The sequence below is a fragment of the Pseudomonas fluorescens genome, assembly GCF_902498065.1.
GTDB lineage: Bacteria > Pseudomonadota > Gammaproteobacteria > Pseudomonadales > Pseudomonadaceae > Aquipseudomonas > Aquipseudomonas fluorescens_BJ.
The window spans coordinates 1,865,520-1,891,603 of record NZ_CABVIR010000001.1 but is presented as its reverse complement, the minus strand read 5'-3'; the positions used below and the strand labels follow the sequence as shown (position 1 = coordinate 1,891,603).

Here is a 26,084-nt window from a genome sequence, read left to right as displayed (position 1 = left end):
GTGGCCCGGTGCTTTTGTGCCGGGCCACACAGGAGTGTTTGCCATGGCTGAACCATTGGAGTTGAGGGGCGCCGCCCCCAGCTTGTATCGGGTGCTGGCCCTGCGCGTCGATATCGGCCCTGGGCTGTTGTTGGGGGAGAGCGTAGATGGAACGCGTTGCAACTACCCAATTCTCGGGGGGGATTTCGAAGGGCTGGACTTCAAAGGTCAGGTGCTGGCCGGGGGCGAGGATTTTTTCCTGCTGCGCCCTGACGGCGTCGGTCAACTGGACGCACGCTACAGCTTGCGTACCGACCAGGGGGAGTTGATCAACATCCGTAACATCGGCTTGCTGAACATGACCGAATACGGTCGCCAGCTGGAGCGACAAGGCCAGTGGCCGATTCCCGAAACGGAGTACCACTGCACCTGCACGCCGGTGTTTCAAGTGCCTAAGGGGCGCCTGGACTGGCTCACCCGTGCAAGCTTTATCGGCCATGTGCATTACCCCAACGCAAGTCAGGTAGTGATTCACTGCTACCGCTTCTATTGATGCCCGAGATTCACCTCTGCTGTTAAGTACGGCCTCTGTTAACCCTTGTCGCTGGCGCGCATCGCCGGTCGGACGGGTGTGGATGACAGGCAGTGCAACAGGGGGGCACGGGCACTTCCTCTGATCGGCGACAGGCATGTCGCCATTTTTTTGTGTGGCCACTCGGCACAGGAGACTCGCCATGTTTGTCACTTTACGAGCCCGAATTATTCTACTGGTCGGGCTATGCCTGACACTGTTGGCCTTGGCCCTGATCAGCACCGCAATCAAGGAAATGAGTGGCTTGAGTCAGCGCGCCGAAGGGCTGACTTCTGCCAGCATGACCCAGGCTATCGAGGAACGTGTGGTTGAGTCCGTTCGTTTCCAGTCCTCTGGTGTCCAGGTGTTTTTCCGCGATGCCCTGCGCGTCGGTGAGGCCTCATCAGCGGAGGTCATGCGAATCATGTCGCTTAGCGGTAGTGGGGCGCTGACACCAGAGCACGCTAGGGCCTACATCACCGGGCAGTTGCAGGCCAGCTTGCAAGCCAATCCGACGTTTATCAGCACTTATGTCGTCTTCGAGCCCAACGCTTTCGACGGGCAGGACGCGCACTTTTCCGGACAGAGCGAACTGGGTAGCAATGAGTTGGGGCGTTTTGCGCCGGTCTGGTTTCGCCAGAGCGGCGGGAAGATGGAGCAAGTCACTGTGCAAGAAAAGAGCATTGTCGACGACAAGCCCATGGCTGACGGCAAGGCATCCCGCACCTGGTATGACTGCCCGCTACGAACGACGCAGCCTTGTCTGCTGAATCCCTATCTCGATGATGCCTCTGGCAGTCCGATTCTCATGACCTCGCTGACCCTGCCAGTGATCGATCACGGTCGTGTGGTAGCGGTGCTGGGTATCGACATTCAGTTAAGCCAGATTCAAGTCGTAGCCTTGGCTGCCAAGGCAGGCTTGCCGGGGCAGGCTGGGGATGTGTGGATTGTCAGCGCCTCTGGACGGGTTGCTGGCAGTACGCTGGACAAGGATGCATTGGGCGGTCACTTCAAGGAACCTGGCGTGGAGTACTCCGCATTATTGCCGGGACAATCACGACCGCTGCAGGATTTGCTCGTCAGTCGGACGTTCTCACCCATTCCTGGGGCCGAACCTTGGCGCATTGTGGTCAAGGTACCCTCGGAGCAGATGTTCGCACCGCTGCTTAAGTTGCACGAAGCGATGAATGAGCACCTGCTCGCGGCAGTGCAAAAGGAGGTGCTGATGGGCTTGGCGCTGACGGTTTTTGGACTGGTGGTGATCTGGCTCGCGTCCCGGAGCATCGTACGACCACTGCGGGCAATGTCGCTGATGGCCGACGATTTGGCCCGGGGCGAAGGCGATCTGGTCAAGCGCCTTAACTACGCCCGTGCCGACGAATTGGGCGGCGTGGCCAGTGGACTAAATGCTTTTCTTGATGTGTTGCAGCCTATTGTCACCCGCCTCAAGGGCTCTATGACCGAGTTGCGGGCGGCGGCGGCCAGATCTGCCCGAGGCAGCACCGCTAATTTGCAAACCATGGAGCACCAACGCCAGGACATCGATCAGGTTGCAACGGCTATGTACCAGATGAACCTTTCGGCGCAGGAGATTGCTCGCAATACCGCGTCGGCGTCGCAAGCAACGGGGACTGTATTGCAGACCATTGACGACGGCACCGAGCTGATCGAAAGAACCACCCGGATAGTTGCCCGTCAGGGCGAGGACTTGGCCAACGCCAACCGCCAGGTCAACCAGCTGTCCGTCAAGAGTGAAAAGATCGGCAGCGTCCTCGATATCATCCGCGACATCGCCGAACAGACCAACCTGCTGGCGCTCAATGCAGCCATCGAGGCGGCACGGGCGGGTGAATATGGGAGAGGGTTCGCCGTGGTGGCTGATGAGGTACGCAACCTGTCCAGCCGCATTCAGGATTCGATCCAGGAAACGCGCTCGATCATCGAAGACCTGCAGCAAGATACCGTCGTGGTCGTGCATTCGATGACGTTGAATCAGAATCTCGGCCAGGAACTGGCGGCGCTGTTTGGTGCGTTAGTCGAGTCGCTGTACGGCGTTGGTGAAGGCATAGGTCAGGTGGCTCAGATGAACGTCCAGATTGCCAGCGCTGCCGAAGAACAGAGCGCGGTGTCGGAGCAGATCAATAGTTCGGTCGGTCGCATCCGCCGGCTCAGCGAGGACCTGACGGCCAGCGCACGTGAGTCGGCGCAGGAGATCGCCGATGTGAGTGGGCAGGCCACTGAGCAAGGACGTTTGCTGGAGCGTTTCAAGACCTGAACTGAGTGGGCTTCGTTTTTTTGTGGCTGGTCATGCCAGCCACATGCCTGGGCTCTTGCTTACAGACAGTCTCAAAGGAGGCTGGCCAGGTCCAGTCGTTCAAGGGTTTGCGCATCCAGCCCCAGTTGCGTCGAACGCGCCAGGCTATTGAGTTGCTCCAGGTTGGTGGCACTCGCAATGGCAGAGGTTACACCGGGTTGGTGCATGACCCAGGCCAAGGCGATTTCCGCAGGTGGGACCTGCTGTTCCTGCGCCACCTGATGCAGAACGTGCAAAATGCGTATGCCGCGCTCATCGAAATACTTTTCCAGGTCCTCGCGGCGAGCACTGTGCGTCAGGTCATTCAGGCCTTTGTATTTGCCACTGAGGAAACCCGAGGCCAGGCTGAAGTAAGTCAGGACCTCGCAGCCCTCGGCCAGGGCAAAAGTACGCAACTGCTGTTCGAAGTCATGGCGATCATAGAGGTTGTACTCCACCTGAAGGCAGGTGTAGTGGGGCAGGGCGTGGCGATCGGCAGAGGATTTGGCCGCCTGCAGATCTTCCAGGGTGTAGTTGGATGCGCCGATCGAGCGAACCTTGCCGCAGGCGATCAACGCGCTGTAAGTCTCCAGGGTTTCCTCGTGTGCTGTCGAGGCATCCGGGTAGTGGGAGAAGTACAAATCGATGTAATCGGTTCGCAGTCGACGCAGCGAATCATCCACGGCTTGCAGGATTCTGCCTTTCGAGAGCCCGTGCTGATCGGGCGAGAGTTCGGCCCCGACCTTGGTGATAATCTTCACTTCACTGCGTCGGTGGCTGTTCTGACTCAGCCATTTGCCAATGATGGCTTCCGACTCGCCGCCGCGATTACCACTGGCCCAGATGGAATAGGCGTCTGCGGTATCAAAGGTGTTGATGCCGAGTTCAAACGCTGCGTCGAGTAGCTTCAGCGAATCTTGTTCGTTGACGGTCCAGCCAAAGACATTGCCGCCCAGCACCAGGCGTGAACTCTCCATCGTTGAACTGCCCAAATAGTCTTTTTTCATACCGGTCCGCCGTTTGAGTTAATCGTCAGTCCTCTGGTTTTTGGCGTTCAGCCAAACACCCTGCGAAGTGATTGCATCTGTGTATTTTCTCAGGCCCGCATGCCGTAAAAGAGCAACTCGGTGATGTGCCTTACCTGAGCGGAGTGGGACTCGACATCCGGCTGCTCCTGGTTGACCAGTCTGAACAACTGCAAGTGTGAATAGTCGTTCAACAGGAAAGAGGCCAGGTCGACGTCGAGGTCGGCGCGAAGTTTGCCGGCCTGCTGCAACTCTCTGAGCAACCCACTGATTTCAGTCCTGAGTGCATCGTTCATGGCGCGATAGCCTTGGGGCAGCCCGTTGTCGCCGCCAAACAATATCAGTGGCAGCAGTTCACGCCAGAGGCTGGGGTGCATGACCTCCAGTGCGTAGCCGGTCAACCGCCGCTCCAGGTAACACATGGCATCGACCGGGTCCTCAATGTCAGGCATCTGGCTGCGAGCGTCCTTGATGGCACGCTGGTCGGCGTCGTGCAGGATTTCCAGAATGATTTCCTGTTTGTTACCGAAGTACTTGAACACCGTGGGCGCTGACACCCCAGCCTGGTTGGCAATTTGTTCGATGGTGGTGTTCTGGAAACCCTGGCGCTCAAACAGTTCGATGGCTGCCTTGCTGATGGCTTGGCGTCGTTCGACTTTCTGACGTTCACGTAGTCCGCTCACGGGTGATCCTTGTCGCTATGAATAAGGGGGGCGGCTGTCGCCCAATCATCCATTCAAAATACTTAATCGGATAAAATATTTAAAGCGATAATTTCTGTAGTGCACTCTCTCGCGGGAGCAAAAGACCTCGAAGGTTGGCGAAATGATTTGTTACCTGGATACCGTTATTCACCTATTTGGGGCGCGCTGGGCCATTTCGTAGCACACGGTGACTATCGCGCCGATCTAAAGAACATCAGGTTTTGAGTAATAACTTCTTTTTAATTAATAACTTGAGGAATTTATAAGCAGGGTGGCACGGTTTCTGCTGATTTGAATCAATGGATAATTGGATACAAAACTGCAAAAGGTGACTTTATGCAATTCGCTCCCACCTACGTTGAACGTCAGCCCCTGACCGCTGAGGAGGAGGCTTACAACTTTCTGCTGGAAGCGATCTGTGGCGGTCGTTACCGCAAAGGCGACCGTCTGATCGCGGAGGACATTGCCAGCGAAGTCGGGATGAGCCGGATGCCGGTGCGCGAAGCCTTTCGCCGTCTCGATGCTCAAGGCCTGGTAACCCTGCGACCTAATCGCGGGGCCATTGTCAGTGGTTTGGATTTCGACGAATTGCACGAAGTCTTCGAAATGCGCAGTGCCCTTGAGGGCCTGGCCATCCGCGTGGCCGTGGCCAAGATAGGCGAGCGGCAGTTGGCGGCTTTGGAGCGCATGCTGGATGAGATGGATGACTACCGCGACGAAAGCGCCGAGTGGGTCAGACTTCATCGTTCCTTCCATGAATACCTGTGCAGCCTCAGCGGCCGCCCTCGGCTGATGAAGCAGATCTCGGCGCTGTATTCGCTGATTGAGGCGCCAATGCGCCTGTGGCTGCAACACAGCGAAAAACCCTTGAGCGCTCGCCAGGAACACGCGGTGATCCTTGATGCCATTCGCTCAGGCGATGTCGACCGGGCCGAGGCAATTGTGCGCGAGCACATCGAGGGCACGGTGCCGGCGCTGATCCAGTTTCTGCAATCGGAAAAATAGAATCGGGCTCAAACCCGACAGTGTTTTGACTTTGAGTACTGCCCCGTTATTAAACAACTGGAGTGTCTCGTCATGCATAAACGCCATATGTTACTTGCCGCTGTATCCCTCGGGCTCTGTGCACAGTGGGCGGTTGCCGCGCCCCAGGTGCCGGAGCGACTGCAAAAGGCCGACAAACTCACCTATTGCTCGGGCATGGACTCACCGCCCTTGGTGTCGTTCGATGAGGCACAAAAACCCAGGGGGCTGACGGTCGATCTGGGGCTGGAAATCGCCAAGCGGCTGGGAGACAAACCGGTGCAATGGCGGGTCATTCCTTTCTCCGGGTTGCTACCGGCATTGCTCGCCCAGCAGTGCGACATGATCGTTGATCAGCTGTTCGACAAGCCCGAACGGCGGGAGGTGATCGACATCGTCAACTATATGTATTCCAGCCAGTCAGTGGTTGTTCCAAAAGGCAATCCCAAGGGCATCAGAACCCTGGATGGACTGTCTGGGCACAAGGTGGCGGTGCTCAATGGCTCCACGATCAAAACCTTGCTCGACGCCGAAAACGAAAAGCTGACCAAGGCTGGCAAGACGCCGATGAAACTGGTGGTTTACAACACTGACACCGACGCCTTTCAGGCGCTGCGTATCAGTCAGGTAGATGCTTACGGCACCACAGTGGAAACCGCCGGGTACTACGCCGCAAAGGCGCCTGATCTTTTCGAGGAGGGCGTTCCAGCCTTCAGCCGGATTCTCACCGGCTTGGGAGTTCGCAAGGATGATCCGCAGCTCACCGCAGCGGTACAACAGATCATCAGTGACATGCGCAGCGACGGCAGCTACGTACAGTTGCTGAGCAAATGGCATGTTTCCAGCGACACACTCGACTGAGGCGAACGCTCGATGAACTTCAATTGGGATGTGTTCTGGCAATACCTTTTACAGCCCAGCAGCGTGTACCTCACTGGACTCTGGCTGACCTGCCTGATCAGTGTGCTGGCGATGGCGTTGGGCTGTGTGTTGGGGCTGGGGGCGGCGCTGATGCGTCTGTCGCGCAATCCGTTGCTCAACCTGCCAGTACGGTTTTACGTATGGCTGATGCGCGGCACGCCGCTGTTGGTACAAATCGTCTTTCTGTACACCGCATTGGCGGCCGGCGGGATCTTCCGATTTGAGGACGTGCAACTGTTCGGTTTGGTCGTGCCGGGCAACATCCAGGCAGCGATTATCGCCCTGGGTCTGAACGAAGGCGCTTACATGGCCGAGATCATCCGTGCCGGGATTGGCGCCGTGGACAAAGGACAGTACGAGGCTGGGCGTTCGCTGGGCATGACTTTCGCCAAACTGATGCGGCGCATTGTTCTGCCTCAGGCGTTCCGGGTCATCGTTCCGCCATTGGGCAACGAGTTCAACGTGATGCTCAAGAATACGACGCTGGTCAGTGTGATTGGCGTGCAGGAGTTGCTGCTGAGCACACAAATGGTCACGTCGGCGACATTCCGGGTATTTGAACTGTACCTGGTGGTGGCGATTTATTTCCTGCTGCTGACCACTCTTTGGGGCTTCTTCCAGCGTTGGTTGGAAGCGCGTTTCGGACAGTCCGATCGACCCGCACCGCCTGCGGCTGGTAGTCGTATGTTCGGCCGCGGCACGCTGAAATTGCTGAGAGGGCGTTAAGCATGGCGCACAAAAGTGAAGAACTGATCATCGAGGCCCTGGACATTCATAAGTCTTTCGGCGATCTGGAGATTCTCAAGGGGATTTCCTTGCAGGTGCGGCGCGGTGAAGTGGTGGTGTTGATCGGTGCCTCGGGTTCGGGAAAGACCACCTTTATTCGCTGCATCAATCTGCTGGAAGACATTCAGGGTGGGCGAATTCGCGTCAACGGCCGAGCGATGGGTTACCGCGAGCGCGCCGACGGCAGCCTGGTACGCGACTCAGAGCGCAACATTGCTCGACAGCGTCGGGACATCGGCATGGTCTTCCAACGTTTCAATCTGTTCCCCCACATGACCGCGCTGGAAAACATCATGGAGGCACCGATTCAGGTGCTTGGCGTGCCACGCTCCGAAGCGTTGGAACAGGCCCGGGCGTTGCTCGCCCGGGTCGGTCTGGCGGACAAGGCGATGCATTACCCCTCGATGCTGTCCGGTGGACAGCAGCAGCGCGTGGCGATTGCTCGGGCGCTGGCGATGAAGCCACAGGCCATGCTGTTTGACGAGCCTACCAGCGCCCTGGATCCCGAAACCGTGGGCGAGGTCCTGCAGGTGATGAAGCAGTTGGCCGATGACGGCATGACCATGGTGGTGGTCACCCATGAAATGGGTTTTGCCCGGGAAGTCGCTGACCGCGTGGTGGTCCTCGATCAGGGTGAACTGATCGAACAGGGGCCGCCGGAGCAGATCTTCAGTCGACCGACTCACCCGCGGACCCAGGCCTTTCTCAGCCGCGTGCTGTGATCTTTTCAGTCAGGTCTTTTATCTCCCGGTAGTGGAACCGGATCACCTCCGGCCAGTGAATCTTTGTTTGGAAGAACTTTTGCCATGTTGAAATTTTCTGCCCACGAATATCCCTATGCGTCGCAACGTCAGAGTGTGTTTGCCCGCCGTGGCATGGTCGCGGCTTCCCAGCCGCTGGCTGCCGAGGCCGGCATCGAGATCATGCGCAAGGGCGGCAATGCGATTGATGCCGCGATTGCCACGGCAGCAGCGCTTACGGTGGTTGAACCCACCGGTTGCGGCTTGGGCGGGGACGCCTTTGCCTTGGTCTGGAGCAAAGGCCAATTGCACGGACTCAACGGCAACGGCCACGCGCCGGCAGCGCTAACTATCGATGCAGTCAAGGCGTGTGGTCACGAGCAGATGCCGCTTTATGGCTGGACGCCGGTCACGGTGCCCGGTTGCCCTTCGGCCTGGGCGGAGCTGTCCAAACGTTTCGGCAAGCTGCCCTTTGCCGAGTTGCTGCAGCCCGCCATCAGTCTGGCCAGGGATGGCTTTCCGCTGTCCCCGGTGGTCGCCCGGCAATGGCAGACGGCTCTGGATGAATTCAGCCCCCATCGAGACTCAGTGCTCGACGCCTGGTTCGACACGTTCCTGATTGATGGCCGTGCGCCAAAGGCCGGTGAACTATTCCGCAACCCGGCGCAAGCCCGAACGCTGGAAGAGCTGGCGGACAGTGCTTGCGAAAGCCTCTATCGCGGTGATCTGGCTCAGCGTCTGGATGCCCATTCCCGTGCCACCGGCGGCTACCTGCGAGCGAGCGACCTGCAAGACTATCGCGCACAGTGGGTGGAGCCGATCAGCATCAGTTATCGCGGCTACGATGTGTGGGAAATCCCCCCAAGCGGGCAAGGACTGGTGGCCCTGATGACCCTGAAAATCCTTCAAGGCTTCGACTTCGATCACCGAGACAGCCAGCAGACCTGGCACCGTCAGTTGGAAGCCATGAAGCTCGCCTACAGTGACGGCCTGCATTACATCACCGATCCGCTGCACATGCGTGTGGCGGTGGCTGACCTTCTCAGCGATGCCTACAGTAGCCAGCGCCGTGAACAGATCGTTGATCAAGCTCAGACTCCTAAGCCCGGCACCCCCCACTCCAGTGGTACGGTGTATCTGGCCACGGCGGATGCGGAGGGCAATATGGTCTCCTTTATCCAGAGCAACTACCACGGCTTCGGTTCCGGTGTGGTGCTGCCCGACAGCGGCATCGCCTTGCAGAACCGCGGGCAGGAATTCAGTCTCGATCCCGAGCACGCCAACTGCCTGGCTCCGGGCAAAAAAACCTTTCACACGATCATTCCCGGTTTCATCAGTAAAGGCGACGCACCGGTGGGACCGTTCGGCGTTATGGGGGGGTACATGCAGCCCCAAGGCCATGTGCAGATGGTCATGAATCTGGTTGATTTCGGTCTCAACCCCCAAGCCGCGCTGGACGCTCCGCGGTGGCAATGGCTGGGGGAAATGAAGGTCGGCATCGAACAGGGGGCATCTCGGGACCTGGCGGCTTCGCTGGCACGGCGCGGACACCAGATTCAGGTTGATTGCGACCTGATCAACTATGGCCGAGGGCAGATCATCATCCGTGACCCGGACACTGGTGTACTGTGCGGCGGCACCGAGCCGCGAGCCGATTCCCATATTGCCGTGTGGTAGCGGGCCGCTGAAAACAAGAAAAGAGACCTCGGTCTCTTTTCTTGTTTCTGTCGCAGGGGGCGCAGTCAGGGTTTGTCCGCGACCGGGTTCGCCGTCCTCAGCTCGGGCGCAGTTTGCGGGTCCGATCGGACAATCACACTGATAATGGTCAGTGCTGCAATCACCAACCCCGGTGAAGTCGCCAGTAACACCCCAGTGGTGCCGGCCCCGGCCGCCAGAATCTGCCCCGCGGCCAGGGGACCTGCCACCGACCCCAGACGACCGATGGCTACCGCTGCGCCGACGCCGGTGGCACGCACCGAAGTCGGGTACGAAGGTGGTGCCAGGGCGTAAAGCACCAACTGCGCGGCCATCACAAACAACCCTGCGCAAAACCCGGCGATGGCCATGGGGACGATGCCCACCGACAGACCGACACCGGTCAGCGCTGCCAGCAATCCGGCGTATACGGACAGCACCACCTTGACGCCGTTACAGCGATCCAGCAGCACCCCGCCAAGTAATGAGCCGAGGGCGCCGCCGATGTTGAACAGCATCTGCACCAGGCCAGCTTCGGCTTTGCTGAACCCTTGTTCCAGCAGCAGTGATGGCAGCCAGTTGAGTAACATGTACATCACAGTCAGGGTGAAGAAGTAGCTGAGCCACAACGCCAGGGTGACGCGAGCCCGGTCTTCGCCGAATAACGCCTGGACGGTTGAAGCGCGGGCCACGGTGACGGTGCCTTGTTGCTGGCGAAAGGCGCTTGACTCGGGCAGCAGCAGGATCATCAGCGGCACCACCAGCAAGGGCGCGAGCCCGCCGATGATGAAGGTCGTCTGCCAATGCTCGGTGAAGAGCATCGCGACCAACGCCGCCAATGCGCCGCCCAACGGCACGCCGGCATACATGATGCTGATCGCGGTACCGCGACGCTGCTCACCCACGGCCTCGGCACACAGGGCGATCAGGTTGGGCAGGGCGGCGCCCAAGCCCAGACCCGTCATGAAGCGCGCCAGTAGCAGGCCGGAGAAACTGCTGACGTAGGCGGTGCTGAGGGAGAACACGCCGAACAGCAGCACCGCTGCGATGAGGATTTTCTTGCGGCCGATTCGATCGGCAATCCAGCCGCCGAAAAAGGCGCCCGGCAGTAAACCGACAATTCCGGCACTGAACACCCAGCCCATCATTTTCGGGTCCAGGGCAAAGGTCTGGCGCAAGCCCGCAGCGGCAGTGCCGGCAGCTTGCAGATCGAAACCTTCGATCAGTGCAACGATAAAACACAGGGCTATGGTCAGCGTCGTACGACGTGATGGGGTGTCCATGGCGAACCTCATTATTGTTTTTGTTGGTGTGCTGACGGATGAACGCGAGCCTGTTCTCGCGAGGCGATGACAGGGCTGAAATAAGATTAACAAATATAACTAAAAAATGAATACCAAAGATTTTTCGCTAAAAAACACCATTAAAGTCAATTAAATCAAGTATATGGCGTGGCGATAGAGAGTTGCTCACAAAATAGATAATTATATTAATGTTCGTTTATCGGTCACTCGCGATTGACGCCACGCCAGGCTGTTTCCATTCTCTGGCTGCAGATCTCCGGGATAACCCCAACAATCCCGTTCAAAAAACAACAACAATAAGTGGACATCGAACATGCCAAACCTTCCTTGGGACGCCCTTGTGGCGGATTCAACCTTACCTGTTCGCGCACGCCACCTGGCCTTGCTGGGCCTGAGTTTGATTGCGCCATCGGCGCTGGCTGACGGTTTTATCGATGACAGTCATGGCACCTTGACCTTGCGCAATTACTACCTGGATCGGGACTACAAGGATGACGGGGCGAAAACCGCGGCACGGGAATGGGCTCAGGGTTTCATCATGAACGTGGAGTCGGGCTTTACCCCGGGGAGTGTCGGCTTCGGCCTGGATGCTCGGGGGTTGATGGGGGTCAAGCTGGATTCGTCGCCGGACCGTAGCGGCACCGAGTTGCTGCCGGTGTCCAGCAGCGACAAGCATGCGGCGGACGAGTATTCGCGCCTGGCCATGACTGCCAAGATGCGTGTTGCCCAGACCACGGTGAAAACCGGCGACGTGTCGATCTTCCTGCCATTCGCTTTCGCCAGCCCGTCGCGGCTGCTGCCGCAGACTTTTCGCGGCACCACGCTCAGCTCAAAGGACATCGACGGACTGATCTTCAACACCGGCTACATCGATCGCATCAACAAACGTGATTCCACCGACTACCAGCCAATGAGCATCGCTTCGCCAAACCGACGTTTCAACGGCGCGGCCACTTCATCGCACATGGCCTATGTCGGCGGCGATTACCAGGTGAACAAGGACCTCAGCCTGCGCGCTTATCACGCCGAAGTGGCGGACCTGTATCAGCAGAACACCTTGGCGTTACTGCACACGCTGCAGGTGGGCGAGGGCACGCTGACCAGCGACCTGCGCAGTTTTTTCAGCGATGAAGACGGCAGCGCCAAGGCCGGCAAAGTGGACAACCGCAACCTCTCGGCGCTGTTCGGCTATCGCTTTGGCGGCCATCGTCTGAGCGTCGGCTATATGCACGCCAGTGGCGACACAGCGACACCCTATGTCTCGGGCACCGAGTTGATGGGCATGAGCGAGCTGACCATGAGCTCGGACTTCCTCAATGCCAAGGAGCGGACCTGGCAAGCGATGTACGATTATGACTTCGCCGCCGCCGGGGTGCCTGGCCTGAAGAGCCGGCTGCGTTATGTGCGCGGTGACCATATCGAACTGGCGGCGTTGAATGCCGACGACCGCAAGGAGCGGGAGTTCCAGATGGAGCTGGGGTATGTGATCCAGAGTGGCCCGCTGAAGAATGTCGGGCTTATGGCGCGCAAGTCGATCTATCGCAATGACTTCCCCGCCGGCGCAGCGTTTCGCGATGAAAACCAGACCCGCTTTCTGGTGCTCTACACCTTGCCGATCTGGTAAGCCGTTTCACCTGTAATGACGCCGGCCGCTCCCCAGGAGCGTGCCGGCGCTTGCGTTTCAGGCTTGATAGACTTTTTTCAGCAACCTGAGCAGTACTTCGCGTTCCTGGCTGTCGAGAGCGGACGTGGCATCCATGTCGCTCTCGGCGGCGATCAGTTTCAACTCCTTGAGCAGCGTCTCGCCGGTTTTGCTGAGGAATATTCCATAAGAGCGTTTGTCCGGTTTGCAGCGTACCCGTACCGCCAGTGCCCGCTCTTCCAGCTTGTTCAGCAACGGCACCACTTGGGGTGGCTCTATGGCCAGGGCCTTAGCGAGGTCGGACTGCATCAGCCCGGGGTTCTGCTCGATGATCGCCAGGGCAGAGAACTGCGCGGGCCGCAAGTCGTGGGCAGACAGTCGGCTGATCAAATTCTGGAACAGTTTCAGCTGGGCTCGGCGCATGGCGTAACCGATTAGCTCGTCCAATGCGGAGTCCATGGGCGCCTGAATTTCGACGTCGTCGGCGAGGGCATCGGGGGCAGCGACATTTTTTGACGACTTGGCCATTGCGGGAAAATCCCTCGGGTTTCAGGTTAATAAAGATATCTAGTTTGACGAGGTTGGCCAGGAATAGCTACGGCAGGAAGCTAAAGTATTGACCTTTTGCAGGATTCGAAGGTGAAAAATATTTGGTTAATTCAATTAATAGTTAATTGACATAACTAGTTTGTCGGTTTAGTTTTTACCCATCGTCAAGCCAAGAACAAGAGAGCATCACCATGAGCAATTACGAAGGTCGCTGGACAACAGTCAAAGTGGAAATCGAGGAAGGCATCGCGTGGGTCATCCTCAACCGCCCGGAAAAACGCAACGCCATGAGCCCGACCCTGAACCGCGAGATGATCGACGTTCTGGAAACCCTCGAGCAGGACCCGGACGCGGGCGTACTTGTGCTGACCGGTGCGGGCGAAGCCTGGACCGCCGGCATGGACCTCAAGGAATACTTCCGTGAAGTGGACGCCGGCCCGGAAATCCTTCAGGAAAAAATTCGCCGCGAAGCCTCTCAGTGGCAATGGAAACTACTGCGCATGTACGCCAAGCCGACCATCGCCATGGTCAACGGCTGGTGTTTTGGCGGTGGTTTCAGCCCATTGGTCGCCTGCGACCTGGCGATCTGCGCCGACGAGGCAACCTTCGGCCTGTCAGAGATCAACTGGGGCATTCCGCCGGGCAATCTGGTGAGCAAGGCCATGGCGGACACCGTGGGCCATCGCCAGTCGCTTTACTACATCATGACCGGCAAGACCTTTGGCGGTCAGAAAGCTGCCGAGATGGGCCTGGTCAACGAGAGTGTGCCGCTGGCGCAACTGCGTGAGGTGACCGTCGACCTGGCGCGCAATCTGTTGGAGAAAAACCCGGTGGTGTTGCGTGCGGCCAAACATGGTTTCAAACGCTGCCGCGAGCTGACCTGGGAGCAGAACGAGGACTACCTGTACGCCAAGCTCGACCAGTCGCGACTGCTCGACACCGAAGGCGGCCGCGAGCAGGGCATGAAGCAATTCCTCGATGACAAAAGCATCAAGCCCGGCCTGCAGACGTATAAACGCTGAAACACGCAGCGCACGGCGGGCGCATCCTGCTGTTCGCTACCGCGTCCTGGCCCTGTTGTCACACCGCTTGAACGAATTCCCGATAAAGACAATAAAGAGGAATCACCATGTTGGACGTGCCCCTGCTGATCGGCGGCAAGTCGTGCCCAGCCCGTGACGGGCGAACTTTCGAGCGCCGCAACCCGGTGACGGGCGAGGTCGTGTCGCGAGTGGCCGCCGCTACCTTGGAAGATGCCGATGCGGCGGTCGCCGCGGCCAAGGCTGCGTTTCCTGCCTGGGCCGCACTGGCGCCCAATGAACGCCGCACGCGCTTGCTCGCCGCTGCCGAACAATTGCAGGCGCGCAGCGCGGAATTTATCGCCGCCGCCGGTGAAACCGGCGCCATGGCGAACTGGTATGGCTTCAACGTGCACCTGGCGGCCGGCATGCTGCGCGAGGCGGCATCGATGACCACGCAAATCAACGGCGAAGTGATTCCCTCCGACGTCCCAGGCAATTTCGCCATGGCCCTGCGCCAACCCTGTGGCGTGGTATTGGGAATCGCACCGTGGAACGCGCCGGTTATTCTCGCCACCCGTGCGATTGCCATGCCCCTGGCCTGCGGCAATACGGTGGTGCTCAAGGCCTCCGAACTGAGCCCGGCGGTGCATCGGTTGATCGGCCAGGTGTTGCAGGATGCCGGTCTGGGCGATGGGGTGGTCAATGTCATCAGCAATGCCCCGGCAGATGCCGCGGCCATCGTCGAGCGGCTGATCGCCAATCCGGCGGTGCGTCGAGTCAACTTTACCGGCTCAACCCATGTCGGGCGTATCGTCGGCGAACTGTCGGCGCGACACCTCAAGCCGGCACTGCTGGAGTTGGGTGGCAAGGCGCCGTTCCTGGTGCTGGACGACGCGGACCTTGACGCGGCGGTCGAGGCTGCAGCCTTCGGCGCCTACTTCAACCAGGGACAGATTTGCATGTCCACTGAGCGCCTGATCGTCGATGCCAGGGTCGCGGATGTGTTTGTCAGCAAGCTGGCGAGCAAGATCGCCACCTTGCGCGCCGGCGACCCGAACGCTGTCGACTCGGTACTGGGTTCCCTGGTCGATGCCGCAGCTGGCGAGCGCATCCGGGGGTTGATCGACGATGCCCTCGACAAGGGCGCACGCCTGGTTGCCGGTGGTCAGATCGAGCGCAGCATCATGCAGCCGACCTTGCTTGATGGGGTGACCCCCGAGATGCGCCTGTACCGCGAGGAGTCCTTCGGTCCGGTGGCGGTGCTGCTGCGTGGCGAGGGCGACGAGGAGTTACTGCGCCTGGCCAACGATTCCGAATTCGGTCTGTCGGCGGCGATCTTCAGTCGTGATACCGGGCGCGCCCTGGCCCTGGCCCAGAGAGTCGAGTCAGGCATCTGCCATATCAACGGGCCGACCGTGCACGATGAGGCGCAGATGCCCTTCGGCGGGGTCAAGTCCAGCGGCTATGGCAGTTTCGGCGGCAAAGCGGCGATCGAACATTTCACTCAATTGCGCTGGGTCACTTTGCAGAACGGGCCGCGGCACTACCCCATCTGATCGTTCGTTGCGTTTCTCGGGCTGCTGTCTCGTGCGAGCAGCCGCTTGCAAATGTAAACAAGGCATAACAATAACAAGGATGCAGCCAGACGCTGCCATGCTTGCACCGAACCGCTTGAGGGCTGGTCGGTGCTGGCATGCCTTGATGGAGGATAACGACGTGAGTTCCGAATTCAGACCGCAGCCCCAATCCGGCGTTGCTCAAACGCGTTACCGCCACGTGTCCATCGGCCATTCCGCAGTGGAGGTCAGTGAACGTCACGGCAACTTGCACATGCGCTCGCTGGAACCGCTGGCGCCACTGCCCATGCGCCTGCTCGACCGATTGGTGCATTGGGCACAGGTGCGCCCGCAGCAGACCTTTATCGCCGCCCGCGAACAAGGCGGCGATTGGCGCCGGGTCAGTTATGCCCAGATGCTCGACAGCGTTCGTGCCATCGCCCAGAGCCTGCTCGGCTACGGGCTTTCGGCCGAGCGACCGCTGGCGATCCTCTCGGGCAACGACATCGAACATTTGCAGATCGCCTTGGGCGCGATGTATGCGGGGATTCCTTATTGCCCGGTTTCTCCGGCCTATTCGTTACTGTCTCAGGATTTCGCCAAGCTGCGGCATGTCTGCGATCTGCTGCGGCCGGGGCTGATATTTGTCAGCGACGCGGCCGCCTACCAGCGGGCGATCGATGTGGTGTTGCCCGCCGAGACTCCATTGGTTGCTGTGCTCGGACAAGTGCCAGGGCGTCGCCAGGTGACTTTCGCCAGCCTGCTCGAACGCCCTGGCGGTGCAGAGGCCGATGTCGCTTTCAACGCCACGGGCCCGGACAGCATCGCCAAATTCCTGTTCACCTCGGGTTCGACCAAATTGCCCAAGGCGGTCATCACCACCCAACGCATGCTCTGCGCCAACCAGCAAATGCTGTTGCAGACCTTTCCAGTGTTTGGCGAGGAGCCGCCGGTACTGGTGGACTGGCTACCGTGGAACCATACGTTCGGCGGCAGTCACAACGTTGGCATCGTGCTTTACAACGGTGGCACCTTTTACCTGGATGACGGGAAGCCCACGGCTCAGGGCTTCGCTGAAACCCTGCGCAATCTGAAGGAAGTTTCGCCGACCGCTTACCTGACTGTTCCCAAGGGCTGGGAGGAACTGGTCTCGGCGCTGGAAAACGATGGCGAGTTGCGTGAACGTTTTTTTGCCCAAATGAAGCTGTTCTTTTTCGCCGCAGCCGGTCTCTCGCAGAGTGTCTGGGATCGGCTCGACCGGGTCGCAGAGCAACACTGTGGCGAACGCATCCGCATGATGGCCGGGCTCGGCATGACCGAAGCGTCTCCCTCTTGCACCTTCACCACCGGGCCGCTGTCCATGGCCGGTTACATCGGCCTGCCGGCGCCGGGTTGCGAGGTCCTGCTGGTGCCGGTGGATGGCAAGCTGGAAGGACGTTTCCGTGGGCCGCACATCATGCCCGGCTACTGGCGCGCACCGCAGCAGACTGCCGAAGTCTTCGACGATGAGGGCTTCTACTGTTCCGGTGATGCCATCAAATTGGCCGACCCGAGCGATCCGCAACTCGGCCTGATGTTCGATGGTCGTCTCGCCGAAGACTTCAAGTTGTCCTCCGGGGTGTTCGTCAGTGTCGGCCCGCTGCGCAATCGAGCGGTACTGGAGGGCTCGCCCTATGTGCAGGACCTCGTTGTCACGGCGCCGGATCGCGAGTGCCTGGGCGCACTGGTTTTTCCCCGCCTGTACGAGTGCCGTCGGCTCTCGGGGTTGACCAAGGCTGCCAGCGATGCCGAAGTTCTGGCCAGCGCGCCGGTTCGGGCGTGGTTCGCCGACTGGCTGCAGCGCCTCAATCGCGAAGCCAGCGGCAACGCCAGTCGCCTGGAGTGGATCGCGGTGCTCGACGAGGCCGCGTCTATCGATCGCGGTGAAATCACTGACAAGGGCTCGATCAACCAGCGGGCGGTCTTGCAGTGGCGTGCAGCCAAGGTCGAAGCGCTGTATCGCGGCGAAGACCTATCGATCCTGCGCGCCGGTCCACGGTCGTGAACTACGCAGGGCAGTATTCGGCCTTCACCGATGTGGCGATTCTCGGGGCCGTGCGCACGCCCTGGATTGACGTTGGCGGTGCGCTGGCTCAGGTGTCGCCCATCGATCTGGGCATCAAGGTCGGTCGTGAAGTGCTGGCCCGTGCCGGGTTCGATCCGCGAGCGGTCGACAGTGTGCTGGCGGGCTCCATGGCCCAGGCCAGCTTCGACGCCTACTTGCTGCCACGCCACATCGGTCTTTACAGCGGTGTGCCGCAACAGGTGCCGGCGCTGGCGGTGCAGCGCATCTGCGCCACCGGTTTCGAGCTGCTGCGCCAGGCCGGTGAGCAACTTCGCGACGGCGTGGAACTGGCGCTGTGCGTGGGCGCCGAATCCATGTCGCGCAACCCGATTGCTGCCTACACCCATCGGGACGGATTTCGTCTCGGTGCGTCGGTGGATTTCAAGGATTTCCTCTGGGAGGCGCTGTACGACCCGGCACCGGGACTGGACATGATCGCCACGGCGGAAAACCTTGCCCGGCGTCATGGCCTGAGTCGCGAAACGGTGGATACCTATGCCCTCAATAGCCACGAGCAAGCGTTGCAAGCGCAGGCTTCTGACTGGTTCGCCGATGAAATCGTCGCAGTGCGCAACGAGTCATTCGAGCTGGACGGCTATCAGCCTCGGGGCATTACGCTGCCGCGTCGGGTAGACGCAGTCACCCTCGACAGCCACATTCGGCCCACTGATTTACTCGCATTGGCGACGTTGCGGGCGATTCATGCGGGGGGCGTGCAAACCGCTGGTAACAGCTGTGCGGTGGTGGACGGTGCGGCGGCGGTGCTGGTCGGTCGCGCATCGGCGGGTACGCGACCGGCACTGGCAAACCTGCTGGCGACGGCGGTGGTCGGCGTGGCGCCGGAGTTCATGGGGATCGGCCCGGCTCCGGCAATCCAGCTGCTGCTGCAACGCAGCGGGTTGGTCCTGGATGATATCGCCCTGTTTGAAATCAACGAGGCACAGGGGGCGCAGGTGCTGGCAGTGGCCCAGGCGCTGGAGCTGGACACCAACAAGCTCAACCGCCGTGGCGGCTCAATTGCCCTTGGTCATCCGTTAGCCGCCACCGGCCTGCGTCTGGTGATGACCCTGGCCCGGCAGTTGCGCGAGCAGAATCTGCGCTACGGAATCGCCGCTGCCTGTGTCGGTGGCGGACAGGGCATGGCCGTGCTGATCGAGAACCCCCAGTACCGCGTCTGAGCCCTATCACCGCTTTGAACAGCGCCGGGCGAATATTGACCGGCCACAGACCCTTGCAACTTTCGACGCTATGAGGCTTTCCATGTGGCACTACCAAGCGCCGCTGCGCGACATGCAATTCATTTTCGAACACTGGCTGCAGGCACCCCGTGCATGGGGTCAAATGTCCGCCTTCGAAGCCCTGGACTTACCACTGGCGATTCAGGTTCTGGAAGAAGCCGGACGTTTCAGTACAGGTATTCTGGCGCCGCTCAACAGCAACGGTGATCGCCAGGGTTGCCGTTTCGAAGAGGGCCGGGTCAGTACCCCGGACGGTTTTGTCGAGGCTTACCGGGCATTCGCCGAAGGCGGTTGGCCGGCGCTGGCCTGTGATGAAGCGTTCGGCGGTCAGGGGTTGCCGCAACTGCTCGATGCTGCACTGCAGGAAATGCTTTATGCCAGCAACCACGGCTGGGCCATGTACACCGGCATCGCCCATGGCGCCTATCTGTGCCTCAAGGCCCATGCACCGCAGTGGATCAAAGACCGTTATCTGCCGCAGATCGTCAGTGGTGAAGCACTGCCTACGATGTGCCTGACCGAGCCTCAGGCTGGCAGCGACATCGGCCTGCTGCGCTGCCGCGCCGAGCCGCTGAGTGACGGCAGCTATCGCCTGAGTGGCAACAAGATCTTCATTTCCGGAGGCGAACACGACCTGACCGAAGACATCCTGCATCTGGTGCTGGCTCGATTGCCCGGGGCGCCGGCAGGCAGTCGGGGCATTTCGCTGTTTCTGGTGCCCAAACGCCTGGATGACGCTCAAGGCAATTCCGTGCGCTGCGACGGTATCGAACACAAGATGGGCATCAAGGGCAGCGCCACCTGCTCGCTGACGTTCGACGGTGCTCAAGGCTGGCTGATTGGCGAAGCCAATCGTGGTTTGGCGGCGATGTTCGTGATGATGAATTCGGCGCGACTGCATGTCGGCCTGCAGGGCCTGGGACACGCCGAAGCCGCTTGGCAGAATGCCCACGCCTACGCGTTGGAGCGCAAGCAAATGCGTGCACCCAATCGACCGGCCGGCATTGGCGCCGAGGCGGCCGACCCCATCCACTATCACCCGGCGATGCGTCGCGCTTTGCTTGAATTACGGGCCTACGCCGAGGGCATGCGCGCCGTCGGTTATTGGGCGGCGCACTTGCTCGATCAGGCCGAGCATGACCCAGACCTGGCGACTCGACAGCGAGCCTTGCAACTGGCGGAGCTGTTGACGCCGGTGATCAAGGCTTTCTTCACCGAGCAGGGTTTTCGTCTGGCCAGCAATGCCTTGCAGGTGTTCGGCGGTTATGGCTACGTCGCCGAGTTCGCCATTGAGCAGACCCTGCGCGACAGCCGGATCGCAATGATTTACGAGGGCAGTAACGAGATTCAGGCCAATGACCTGCTATTGCGCAAAGTATTGGGCGATGAAGGCCGCGCCTTCGGCCAGTTGCTGGCGGTGATGCGCGAAGAAGTCCGGGAAGCCGGCGAGACAGCTGGTTGCGCCAGCTTTTGCGCTGAGCTGGCGCTGCTCTGCGACAAGCTCGAGGGCGTGCAAGCAGAAGTTCGTGACCGGGCAGCCGAGGAGGGTGAGTACCCCTATCGCGCCGCCGGAGATTTTCTGCGCCTGTGTGGTGTGGCCCTGTTGGCTTTTGCCTGGGCCCGGGCGGCGCGTGTCTCTCGGTTACTGGTCGACAGTGATCCACTGCGCGCCAGCAAACTGGAAACCGCGAGCTTCTTTTTTGCGTATTTGCTGCCGGAGGCCGATTACCGGATCGCTGCCATTCGTGCAGCCAGGGCGCCGCTAGCGTTTCTGGAGTGAGTTTGGGTATGTGCCAATGCCGGTAGTGCCCGCTGTGCGAGTTGATCTCCAGCTTGTGCAAGGCTTGCGTTACTATGGCCGCCCACGTTTTCTGGAAGTTGCCTGGATGAGTAAGCCCGGTCAGTTGGTGCTGGTAGCGCTGCGCAAGATGATCGCCTCGGGCGAGCTGGTTGCTGGCGAACGACTGATGGAAATCCCCACGGCAGAGCTGTTCGGGGTGTCCCGGATGCCGGTGCGTATGGCGTTTCGAACCCTCGAACAGGAAGGGTTGCTGGTGCGTTTTGGCGGTCGAGGGTTTCAGGTGCGCTCGGTCAGTGCCGATGACATCGCTGGTGCCGTCGAGGTGCGCGGAGTGCTCGAAGGCCTGGCGGCGCGTCAGACCGCCGAGCGCGGGCTTTCGGCGGAGGGGCGCGCGATCCTGGAACTATGCCTGCTGCAAGGTGACGAGTTGTTCGACAAGGGCTATGTCACAGAAGACGATCTGGAGGTCTACCATGACCTCAACATGCGTTTCCATCAGGTGATCGTCGACGGCAGCCACAACCCGGCCATCGCCGATGCGCTGGCGCGCAATGACCACCTGCCGTTTGCTTCGGTGACCGCGTTGGCGGTGGATCGTAACGACATGGTCCGCGAGTATCGGCGTTTCAACTTCGCCCACATGCAACATCATTCCGTCTTCGATGCCTTGATCAATCGCCAGGGTGCCCGCGCCGAAGCGATCATGCGCGAACACGCCAACGCTACCCTGCGCTATGCCGAGATATTTGGTTCTGCGACAGCCAATGAGCGGATGAAGGTCATTCACCGCTCTGAGTGAGGCTCGGCCTTTTCAGAGGTCCAGCACCAGCAGCGGTGATTTCGAACGCGAGCAGCACGGAGTGAACTGATCATTAAGTGCCTGCTCATTTTCGGTGAGGAACAGGTCGCGGTGATCCGGCACGCCCTCCAGTACCCTGGTCAGGCACGTGCCGCAAATGCCTTGTTCGCAGGACATGGCGATATCGATGCCATGGCTTTCCAGTACTTGAACCACGGTCTTGTCGGCCGGGATTTCGAAGACCTGGCCGGTGCTGCCAACCTTGACCGAAAAGCTCCCGTCGTTGCTGGTATCGGCTGGCGTGGCGGCAAAGTATTCGCGGTGCAGCGAGTCTTCCTGCCAGCCTTGAGCCTTGGCGCTGTCCAGCACGTGCTGCATAAAACCGCCCGGCCCGCAAACATACAGATGAACGTTTTCTCCTGGCTGGGCCAATACCCTGGCGGCGTTCAGCGCTGTTTCGGGTTGTTCATCGAAATGCAGAAATACCCGGTCGGCGAAAGACGAGTTCCTGATTCGTTCGACAAAGGCTGCACGCTCGCTTGAGCGTGCGCAGTAATGCATCTCGAAGTCCGCGTCGCTGTGTGCAAGACGTTCAGCCATGCACAGAATCGGTGTGATACCGATGCCGCCGGCAAACAACAGGCTGCGCCTGGCCTGGTGTGCCAGCGGGAACAGATTGCGTGGCTCGCTGATGCGCAGGCGATCTCCAGTGTTGATCTGTTCGTGCAGGCATTGCGAGCCGCCGCGCGAGTCTGGATCCTTGAGCACACCGATCAGGTAACGGTGGCGCTCTTCGGGGTGATTGCACAGGGAGTATTGACGGATGAGTCCGCCGGGCAGGTGCACGTCAATGTGCGCGCCGGCACTGAAACCGGGCAGTGCGTTGTCATTGACGCAGGCCAATTCATAGCTGCAGATGTCCTGAGCTTCGTTTTTGCGCGATACCACCACTACATCGATCATGCTTCATCCTCGGAGCGTTGCCACCGCAGTGGTCACTTCTGGTTATTTTGAACGTGTGCTGCGCAAGGGACGGGCACGACATGGCGTGCCCTGGCCAGCCTATTGAGCGGTGGCGATCAATTGCGGTTCGGGGGCTCGCTCGCTGGCGATGATGCGTTCCAGGACACGGCGCGACTGCACGCCGCCCGCATCGATATTGAGCTTCAGCACATTGCGTTGGGGGTGGTCCAGCAGGTTTTGCTGCTGGCGTTCGAGCATCTCCAGGTCTTCGCTGAAAATCTTCCCCTGACCCTCGCGAATGGTCGCGGTGAGTGCTTCATCCTGAGGATTGAAGTTGCGCGCCATGCCCCAGAAGTACCAGATGGAGGTCTCGGTTTCCGGGGTGATGAAGTCAACCACGATGCTGGATGCCTTGAACTCGGGGGCGGCGTGGTAGCCGCCATTGCCGGCATGGGCGACACCCACTTCGATCAGTACGTGACTGGGTGGCGAGAAGCGGCAGATTTGCCAGCGGTCCACTGGCACATCGTCGGCCAGATTATTGCCGCGCAAGGCCATGCGCCAGAACGGCGGCGCCATGATGTTTTCCATGTGGCGTGCGGTGACCACTTCGTCGCCCTCGACCGTCGTGGTCGGGGCGGCCTCATCGATTTCTTTCTGGCCGATGCTGGACGCATGTACGTAGGTTTCGTGCGTCAGATCCATGAGGTTGTCGATCATCAGGCGATAGTCGCAGCCGATGTGGAACAGACCGCCGCCGTATGCCCATTGATCGCTTACGGCCCACTCCAGGTGGTGGATCAGTGTCGGGTCGGCCTTGTCCTGTTCACCAGGCCAGACCCAGATAAAACCGTAACGTTCGACCACCGCGAAAGTCTTGTTGCAAGGGAAGCCGCGTACCCGTTGCCCTGGCATTTCGACAGTTTTGCCGTCGCAACCCATGACCAGACCGTGATAGCCGCACACGAGGTTGCCGTTTTCGACATAGCCCAATGAGAGCGGCGCGCCGCGGTGCGGGCAAAAGTCCTCAACTGCTGCAACCTGGTTTTCCTGGCTGCGATAGAAAACGATTTTTTCGCCGCAGATCTGCCGCCCGAGGGGGCCTTGTGCAATTTCATCGGGGGTGCAGGCGACGTACCACGTGTTTTTTGGGTACATGAATATTCTCCAGGTCAGCGCTTGTTTTTGTTTTGATGGATCCATTAGGCGATAAGCGGATGTCGCAAGTCAACCGTGTCCTGCTGCCGTTTATGCTTATAATTAGGCATAAGGAGGTATGCCTTACTCAAGTCGAGTATGTTTTAGACATGCGTAATGGATCCATTGAAAAATATTTATGTACAAAAAAACCGCCAGTGGCGGTTTTTTTGGGGGTGATAAACGTGAATGGCTTTGCGCTTCAGGATGCCCGCTCTGCCGACGCCTGTTGGTACTTCTTCAGCCGATAGGCGAACTGCGCACGACTCAATCCCAGCAGTCGTGCGGCCGCAGCCAGATTGCCTTCGCTCTGTTGCAACGCTTCGTCGATCAAGCGCGACTCCAGTCCTTCAATGGAGAATCCTTGCTCCAGCCGGGTCAAGGTTTCCAGCAAGGCCGGGCGAGGCTGTGCGCTGGCGGGGCTCTGGTCGATGGCCGCGAGGCTACCCTTGTCGTCCAGAGAGTACAGCTCCTGTGGTATTGGCTCGTTGCGAAACAGGTGGACCAGATCGATGGCTTGACCATCCTCGCTGGCGATCAGACCGCGCTCTACCAGGTTCTGCAGTTCCCGCACGTTGCCGGGGAAGTCGTAGCGTAGCAATGCTTTGAGCGCGCGCATGGTCAGCCCGGCGGGTTTGCGCGCGTAGTCCTGGCAGAAGCGCCGCAGGAACGCGTTGACCAGTAACGGGATATCGTCGCGTCGTTCACGCAGTGGCGGCAGGGTGATGGGGAAGACGTTCAAGCGGTAGAACAGGTCCTCACGAAAGTCTCCAGCCGCTACCGCTTTGCGCAGGTCAACGTTGGTTGCCGCCACCACCCGTACATCGACCTTGATTGGCTGACCACCACCGATTCGTTCGATCTCGCGCTCCTGCAATGCCCGCAGCAGCTTGCCCTGACCGGGCAGGCTGAGGCTGGCGATTTCATCGAGAAACAGGGTGCCGCCATGAGCCCGTTCGAAGCGCCCGGGGCGCGAATGGGTGGCACCGGTGTAGGCGCCGCGCTCGACGCCGAACAGCTCCGCCTCGATCAGATTGTCCGGGATCGCGGCACAGTTGAGGGCCACGAAGGGCGCTTGATGGCGCGGGCTGTACTGATGCAGCTGGCGGGCAAATAGCTCCTTGCCGACCCCGGACTCACCGCTGAACAGTACCGTAGCGGGGGTCGGCGCCACGCGCTGCAACGCGAGGGTGGCGGCATTGAAGGCGGCGCTGGCTCCGATAGGTTTTGGCCCGCCAGGCATTTCACTGTCGTCATCGGGGGCGGGTGCTGGTGCTGGATGCTGCCTGGGAGCGACGCTTGATGGCGAGGCGGTGAGATAACTCAGGTCTTGTTCGACATCGCCCCATTGTTCGGCGGTCTTGCCGACCACTCGGCAGGTCTCGTGGCCCATGCCCCGGCATTCGGTTTCACGGAAGATCACCAGGCGGCCGAACAGCCCGCTGACATAACCGATGGCATAGCCCAGTTCGGTCCAGCACACCGGGTCCTGGCCGATCCCGTAAGCGGCGATATGTTCGTCGGCCTCGCAGGAGTGATGCCAGAGGAACTCACCTTCGTAGAAGCCGGAGTCGGCGTCGAACTTGAAGTGCAGGGGTTCGACCTTGGTCATGCCCTCGAGGGTGTGCAGGCGAGTGCCGGCGGAGAAAATCGCCGCGGCATCGGCGTCCGGCCAACGCTCGCGGATCAGCCGTGCATCGCGTGCGCCTGACAGGTAGCCGGTGCGGGTAAACAGACCCCGGGTCTGTTCCAGACCCTGGCGGTCGATGATCTCGCGCCGAAGTGCGCCGAAGGATGAACTGTGCAACAGCAGCATGCGCTGATCGTTGAGCCAGATGCGTCCGTCGACAGGGGAAAAGAACAGGCATTCGGTCAACTCGGCCACGGTCGGTGAGTTGCCCTCGGCTAGCTGGGTACTGTCCCCGCGGGGCGAGAAATGCTCCTCCCGCATCGCGAGACCGGGAAACAGCAAGTGGGGGTTATTCATTGTTATGCCCCTGAGCGCAATGACTGATCTAAATGAGCAACTTCAAAAATAGTTATTAAACATAACTTTATCATTTGAACAAGTGGCCCGGTGCTGGCGGAGTGTCGAGACCCTCGCCTGATCTTTGAGTGCTCATCTTGAGCCCACAGGCCAGAGCCTTCGCCATCTAAATAAGGGTGGCACGC

Annotated in this window: 21 protein-coding genes and 1 pseudogene; 15 read left to right on the top strand and 7 right to left on the bottom strand. The window is 59.9% G+C overall.

Annotation, left to right across the window (positions count from 1 at the left end; translation table 11 throughout):
• The first annotated feature begins 43 nt into the window (after window positions 1–43).
• The 3 genes and pseudogenes from F8N43_RS08880 (at window position 44) to F8N43_RS29860 (ending at window position 2,825) form a co-directional block, all read left to right on the top strand.
• A complete protein-coding gene (locus F8N43_RS08880) occupies window positions 44–532 on the top strand; it encodes a DUF3237 domain-containing protein (RefSeq protein ID WP_150639506.1) in 489 nt (162 codons plus the stop codon).
• Window positions 533–668: 136 nt separating this feature from the next.
• Window positions 669–1,967, top strand: a pseudogene (locus tag F8N43_RS29865) (HAMP domain-containing protein); the annotation flags it as partial.
• Window positions 1,968–2,006: 39 nt separating this feature from the next.
• The gene (locus tag F8N43_RS29860) at window positions 2,007–2,825 is read left to right on the top strand and encodes a methyl-accepting chemotaxis protein (protein WP_412071776.1); all 819 of its coding nucleotides are present in this window, start codon (window positions 2,007–2,009) and stop codon (window positions 2,823–2,825) included.
• A gap of 71 nt (window positions 2,826–2,896) precedes the next feature.
• On the opposite strand, the gene F8N43_RS08870 is transcribed toward F8N43_RS29860, so the two are convergent.
• A complete protein-coding gene (locus F8N43_RS08870; protein WP_150653631.1) occupies window positions 2,897–3,850 on the bottom strand; it encodes an aldo/keto reductase in 954 nt (317 codons plus the stop codon).
• Between the two features lie 89 nt (window positions 3,851–3,939).
• Window positions 3,940–4,551 carry a TetR/AcrR family transcriptional regulator gene (locus tag F8N43_RS08865; protein WP_150639503.1) on the bottom strand — a complete coding sequence of 204 codons (612 nt, stop codon included), beginning with the start codon at window positions 4,549–4,551 and terminating at the stop codon, window positions 3,940–3,942.
• Between the two features lie 357 nt (window positions 4,552–4,908).
• Between F8N43_RS08865 and F8N43_RS08860 the strand changes: the two genes are divergently transcribed.
• The 5 genes from F8N43_RS08860 (at window position 4,909) to F8N43_RS08840 (ending at window position 9,719) form a co-directional block, all read left to right on the top strand.
• The gene (locus F8N43_RS08860; RefSeq protein WP_150632616.1) at window positions 4,909–5,577 is read left to right on the top strand and encodes a GntR family transcriptional regulator; all 669 of its coding nucleotides are present in this window, start codon (window positions 4,909–4,911) and stop codon (window positions 5,575–5,577) included.
• Window positions 5,578–5,649: 72 nt separating this feature from the next.
• On the top strand, window positions 5,650–6,456 hold the full coding sequence (locus tag F8N43_RS08855; protein WP_150653630.1) for an ABC transporter substrate-binding protein: 807 nt from the start codon (window positions 5,650–5,652) through the stop codon (window positions 6,454–6,456).
• A gap of 12 nt (window positions 6,457–6,468) precedes the next feature.
• Entirely contained in the window at window positions 6,469–7,242 is a 774-nt protein-coding gene (locus F8N43_RS08850) for an amino acid ABC transporter permease (protein ID WP_150653629.1), read from the top strand.
• Window positions 7,243–7,244: 2 nt separating this feature from the next.
• The gene (locus F8N43_RS08845; protein WP_150632613.1) at window positions 7,245–8,024 is read left to right on the top strand and encodes an amino acid ABC transporter ATP-binding protein; all 780 of its coding nucleotides are present in this window, start codon (window positions 7,245–7,247) and stop codon (window positions 8,022–8,024) included.
• An 84-nt stretch (window positions 8,025–8,108) separates the two neighbouring features.
• The gene (locus tag F8N43_RS08840) at window positions 8,109–9,719 is read left to right on the top strand and encodes a gamma-glutamyltransferase family protein (RefSeq protein ID WP_150653628.1); all 1,611 of its coding nucleotides are present in this window, start codon (window positions 8,109–8,111) and stop codon (window positions 9,717–9,719) included.
• Between the two features lie 65 nt (window positions 9,720–9,784).
• Here the strand turns inward: F8N43_RS08840 and mhpT are convergent, their stop codons facing one another.
• Window positions 9,785–11,020 (bottom strand): 3-(3-hydroxy-phenyl)propionate transporter MhpT, encoded by a 1,236-nt coding sequence (gene mhpT, locus F8N43_RS08835; RefSeq protein ID WP_150639499.1) that lies wholly within the window; start codon window positions 11,018–11,020, stop codon window positions 9,785–9,787.
• A gap of 334 nt (window positions 11,021–11,354) precedes the next feature.
• On the opposite strand from mhpT, the gene F8N43_RS08830 reads away from it, so the two are divergent.
• Complete coding sequence (locus F8N43_RS08830; protein WP_150632610.1) at window positions 11,355–12,665, top strand: OprD family porin; 1,311 nt, start codon at window positions 11,355–11,357, stop codon at window positions 12,663–12,665.
• 57 nt (window positions 12,666–12,722) lie between these two features.
• Here F8N43_RS08830 and F8N43_RS08825 read toward each other — a convergent pair whose 3' ends face one another.
• Window positions 12,723–13,211, bottom strand: coding sequence for a MarR family winged helix-turn-helix transcriptional regulator (locus F8N43_RS08825; RefSeq protein ID WP_150653627.1), 489 nt, complete (start codon window positions 13,209–13,211; stop codon window positions 12,723–12,725).
• A 212-nt stretch (window positions 13,212–13,423) separates the two neighbouring features.
• Between F8N43_RS08825 and F8N43_RS08820 the strand changes: the two genes are divergently transcribed.
• The 6 genes from F8N43_RS08820 (at window position 13,424) to F8N43_RS08795 (ending at window position 21,752) form a co-directional block, all read left to right on the top strand.
• On the top strand, window positions 13,424–14,254 hold the full coding sequence (locus F8N43_RS08820) for a p-hydroxycinnamoyl CoA hydratase/lyase (protein ID WP_150632608.1): 831 nt from the start codon (window positions 13,424–13,426) through the stop codon (window positions 14,252–14,254).
• A gap of 107 nt (window positions 14,255–14,361) precedes the next feature.
• Window positions 14,362–15,810, top strand: coding sequence for an aldehyde dehydrogenase (locus F8N43_RS08815; RefSeq protein ID WP_150639497.1), 1,449 nt, complete (start codon window positions 14,362–14,364; stop codon window positions 15,808–15,810).
• 160 nt (window positions 15,811–15,970) lie between these two features.
• Window positions 15,971–17,854: a feruloyl-CoA synthase gene (locus F8N43_RS08810; protein WP_224787803.1), complete on the top strand. Its 1,884-nt coding sequence runs from the start codon at window positions 15,971–15,973 to the stop codon at window positions 17,852–17,854.
• Window positions 17,851–19,092, top strand: a complete 1,242-nt coding sequence (locus F8N43_RS08805; protein ID WP_150653625.1) for a thiolase family protein — start codon at window positions 17,851–17,853, stop codon at window positions 19,090–19,092. The genes F8N43_RS08810 and F8N43_RS08805 overlap by 4 nt, the downstream gene beginning before the upstream one ends.
• Window positions 19,093–19,174: 82 nt before the next feature.
• A complete protein-coding gene (locus F8N43_RS08800) occupies window positions 19,175–20,932 on the top strand; it encodes an acyl-CoA dehydrogenase (protein WP_150632604.1) in 1,758 nt (585 codons plus the stop codon).
• A gap of 106 nt (window positions 20,933–21,038) precedes the next feature.
• On the top strand, window positions 21,039–21,752 hold the full coding sequence (locus tag F8N43_RS08795; RefSeq protein WP_150632603.1) for a GntR family transcriptional regulator: 714 nt from the start codon (window positions 21,039–21,041) through the stop codon (window positions 21,750–21,752).
• Window positions 21,753–21,764: 12 nt separating this feature from the next.
• Here the strand turns inward: F8N43_RS08795 and F8N43_RS08790 are convergent, their stop codons facing one another.
• From F8N43_RS08790 to F8N43_RS08780, 3 genes are all read right to left on the bottom strand, one after another.
• Entirely contained in the window at window positions 21,765–22,715 is a 951-nt protein-coding gene (locus F8N43_RS08790) for a PDR/VanB family oxidoreductase (RefSeq protein WP_150632602.1), read from the bottom strand.
• Window positions 22,716–22,814: 99 nt separating this feature from the next.
• Complete coding sequence (locus F8N43_RS08785) at window positions 22,815–23,873, bottom strand: aromatic ring-hydroxylating oxygenase subunit alpha (protein WP_150632601.1); 1,059 nt, start codon at window positions 23,871–23,873, stop codon at window positions 22,815–22,817.
• A 241-nt stretch (window positions 23,874–24,114) separates the two neighbouring features.
• Complete coding sequence (locus F8N43_RS08780; RefSeq protein ID WP_150653624.1) at window positions 24,115–25,899, bottom strand: sigma-54-dependent Fis family transcriptional regulator; 1,785 nt, start codon at window positions 25,897–25,899, stop codon at window positions 24,115–24,117.
• Between the last annotated feature and the right edge of the window lie 185 nt (window positions 25,900–26,084).

Excerpts from the sequence above, each read along its gene's own strand:
- F8N43_RS08785 (WP_150632601.1), bottom strand. The coding sequence starts at position 23,873 with ATGTACCCAAAAAACACGTGGTACGTCGCCTGCACCCCCGATGAAATT.
- F8N43_RS08815 (WP_150639497.1), top strand. The coding sequence starts at position 14,362 with ATGTTGGACGTGCCCCTGCTGATCGGCGGCAAGTCGTGCCCAGCCCGT.
- F8N43_RS08825 (WP_150653627.1), bottom strand. The coding sequence starts at position 13,211 with ATGGCCAAGTCGTCAAAAAATGTCGCTGCCCCCGATGCCCTCGCCGAC.
- F8N43_RS08870 (WP_150653631.1), bottom strand. The coding sequence starts at position 3,850 with ATGAAAAAAGACTATTTGGGCAGTTCAACGATGGAGAGTTCACGCCTG.
- F8N43_RS08860 (WP_150632616.1), top strand. The coding sequence starts at position 4,909 with ATGCAATTCGCTCCCACCTACGTTGAACGTCAGCCCCTGACCGCTGAG.
- F8N43_RS08830 (WP_150632610.1), top strand. The coding sequence starts at position 11,355 with ATGCCAAACCTTCCTTGGGACGCCCTTGTGGCGGATTCAACCTTACCT.
- F8N43_RS08795 (WP_150632603.1), top strand. The coding sequence starts at position 21,039 with ATGAGTAAGCCCGGTCAGTTGGTGCTGGTAGCGCTGCGCAAGATGATC.
- F8N43_RS08820 (WP_150632608.1), top strand. The coding sequence starts at position 13,424 with ATGAGCAATTACGAAGGTCGCTGGACAACAGTCAAAGTGGAAATCGAG.
- F8N43_RS08850 (WP_150653629.1), top strand. The coding sequence starts at position 6,469 with ATGAACTTCAATTGGGATGTGTTCTGGCAATACCTTTTACAGCCCAGC.
- F8N43_RS08840 (WP_150653628.1), top strand. The coding sequence starts at position 8,109 with ATGTTGAAATTTTCTGCCCACGAATATCCCTATGCGTCGCAACGTCAG.
- mhpT (WP_150639499.1), bottom strand. The coding sequence starts at position 11,020 with ATGGACACCCCATCACGTCGTACGACGCTGACCATAGCCCTGTGTTTT.
- F8N43_RS08800 (WP_150632604.1), top strand. The coding sequence starts at position 19,175 with ATGTGGCACTACCAAGCGCCGCTGCGCGACATGCAATTCATTTTCGAA.
- F8N43_RS08790 (WP_150632602.1), bottom strand. The coding sequence starts at position 22,715 with ATGATCGATGTAGTGGTGGTATCGCGCAAAAACGAAGCTCAGGACATC.
- F8N43_RS08855 (WP_150653630.1), top strand. The coding sequence starts at position 5,650 with ATGCATAAACGCCATATGTTACTTGCCGCTGTATCCCTCGGGCTCTGT.
- F8N43_RS08880 (WP_150639506.1), top strand. The coding sequence starts at position 44 with ATGGCTGAACCATTGGAGTTGAGGGGCGCCGCCCCCAGCTTGTATCGG.
- F8N43_RS08845 (WP_150632613.1), top strand. The coding sequence starts at position 7,245 with ATGGCGCACAAAAGTGAAGAACTGATCATCGAGGCCCTGGACATTCAT.
- F8N43_RS29860 (WP_412071776.1), top strand. The coding sequence starts at position 2,007 with ATGACCGAGTTGCGGGCGGCGGCGGCCAGATCTGCCCGAGGCAGCACC.
- F8N43_RS08780 (WP_150653624.1), bottom strand. The coding sequence starts at position 25,899 with ATGAATAACCCCCACTTGCTGTTTCCCGGTCTCGCGATGCGGGAGGAG.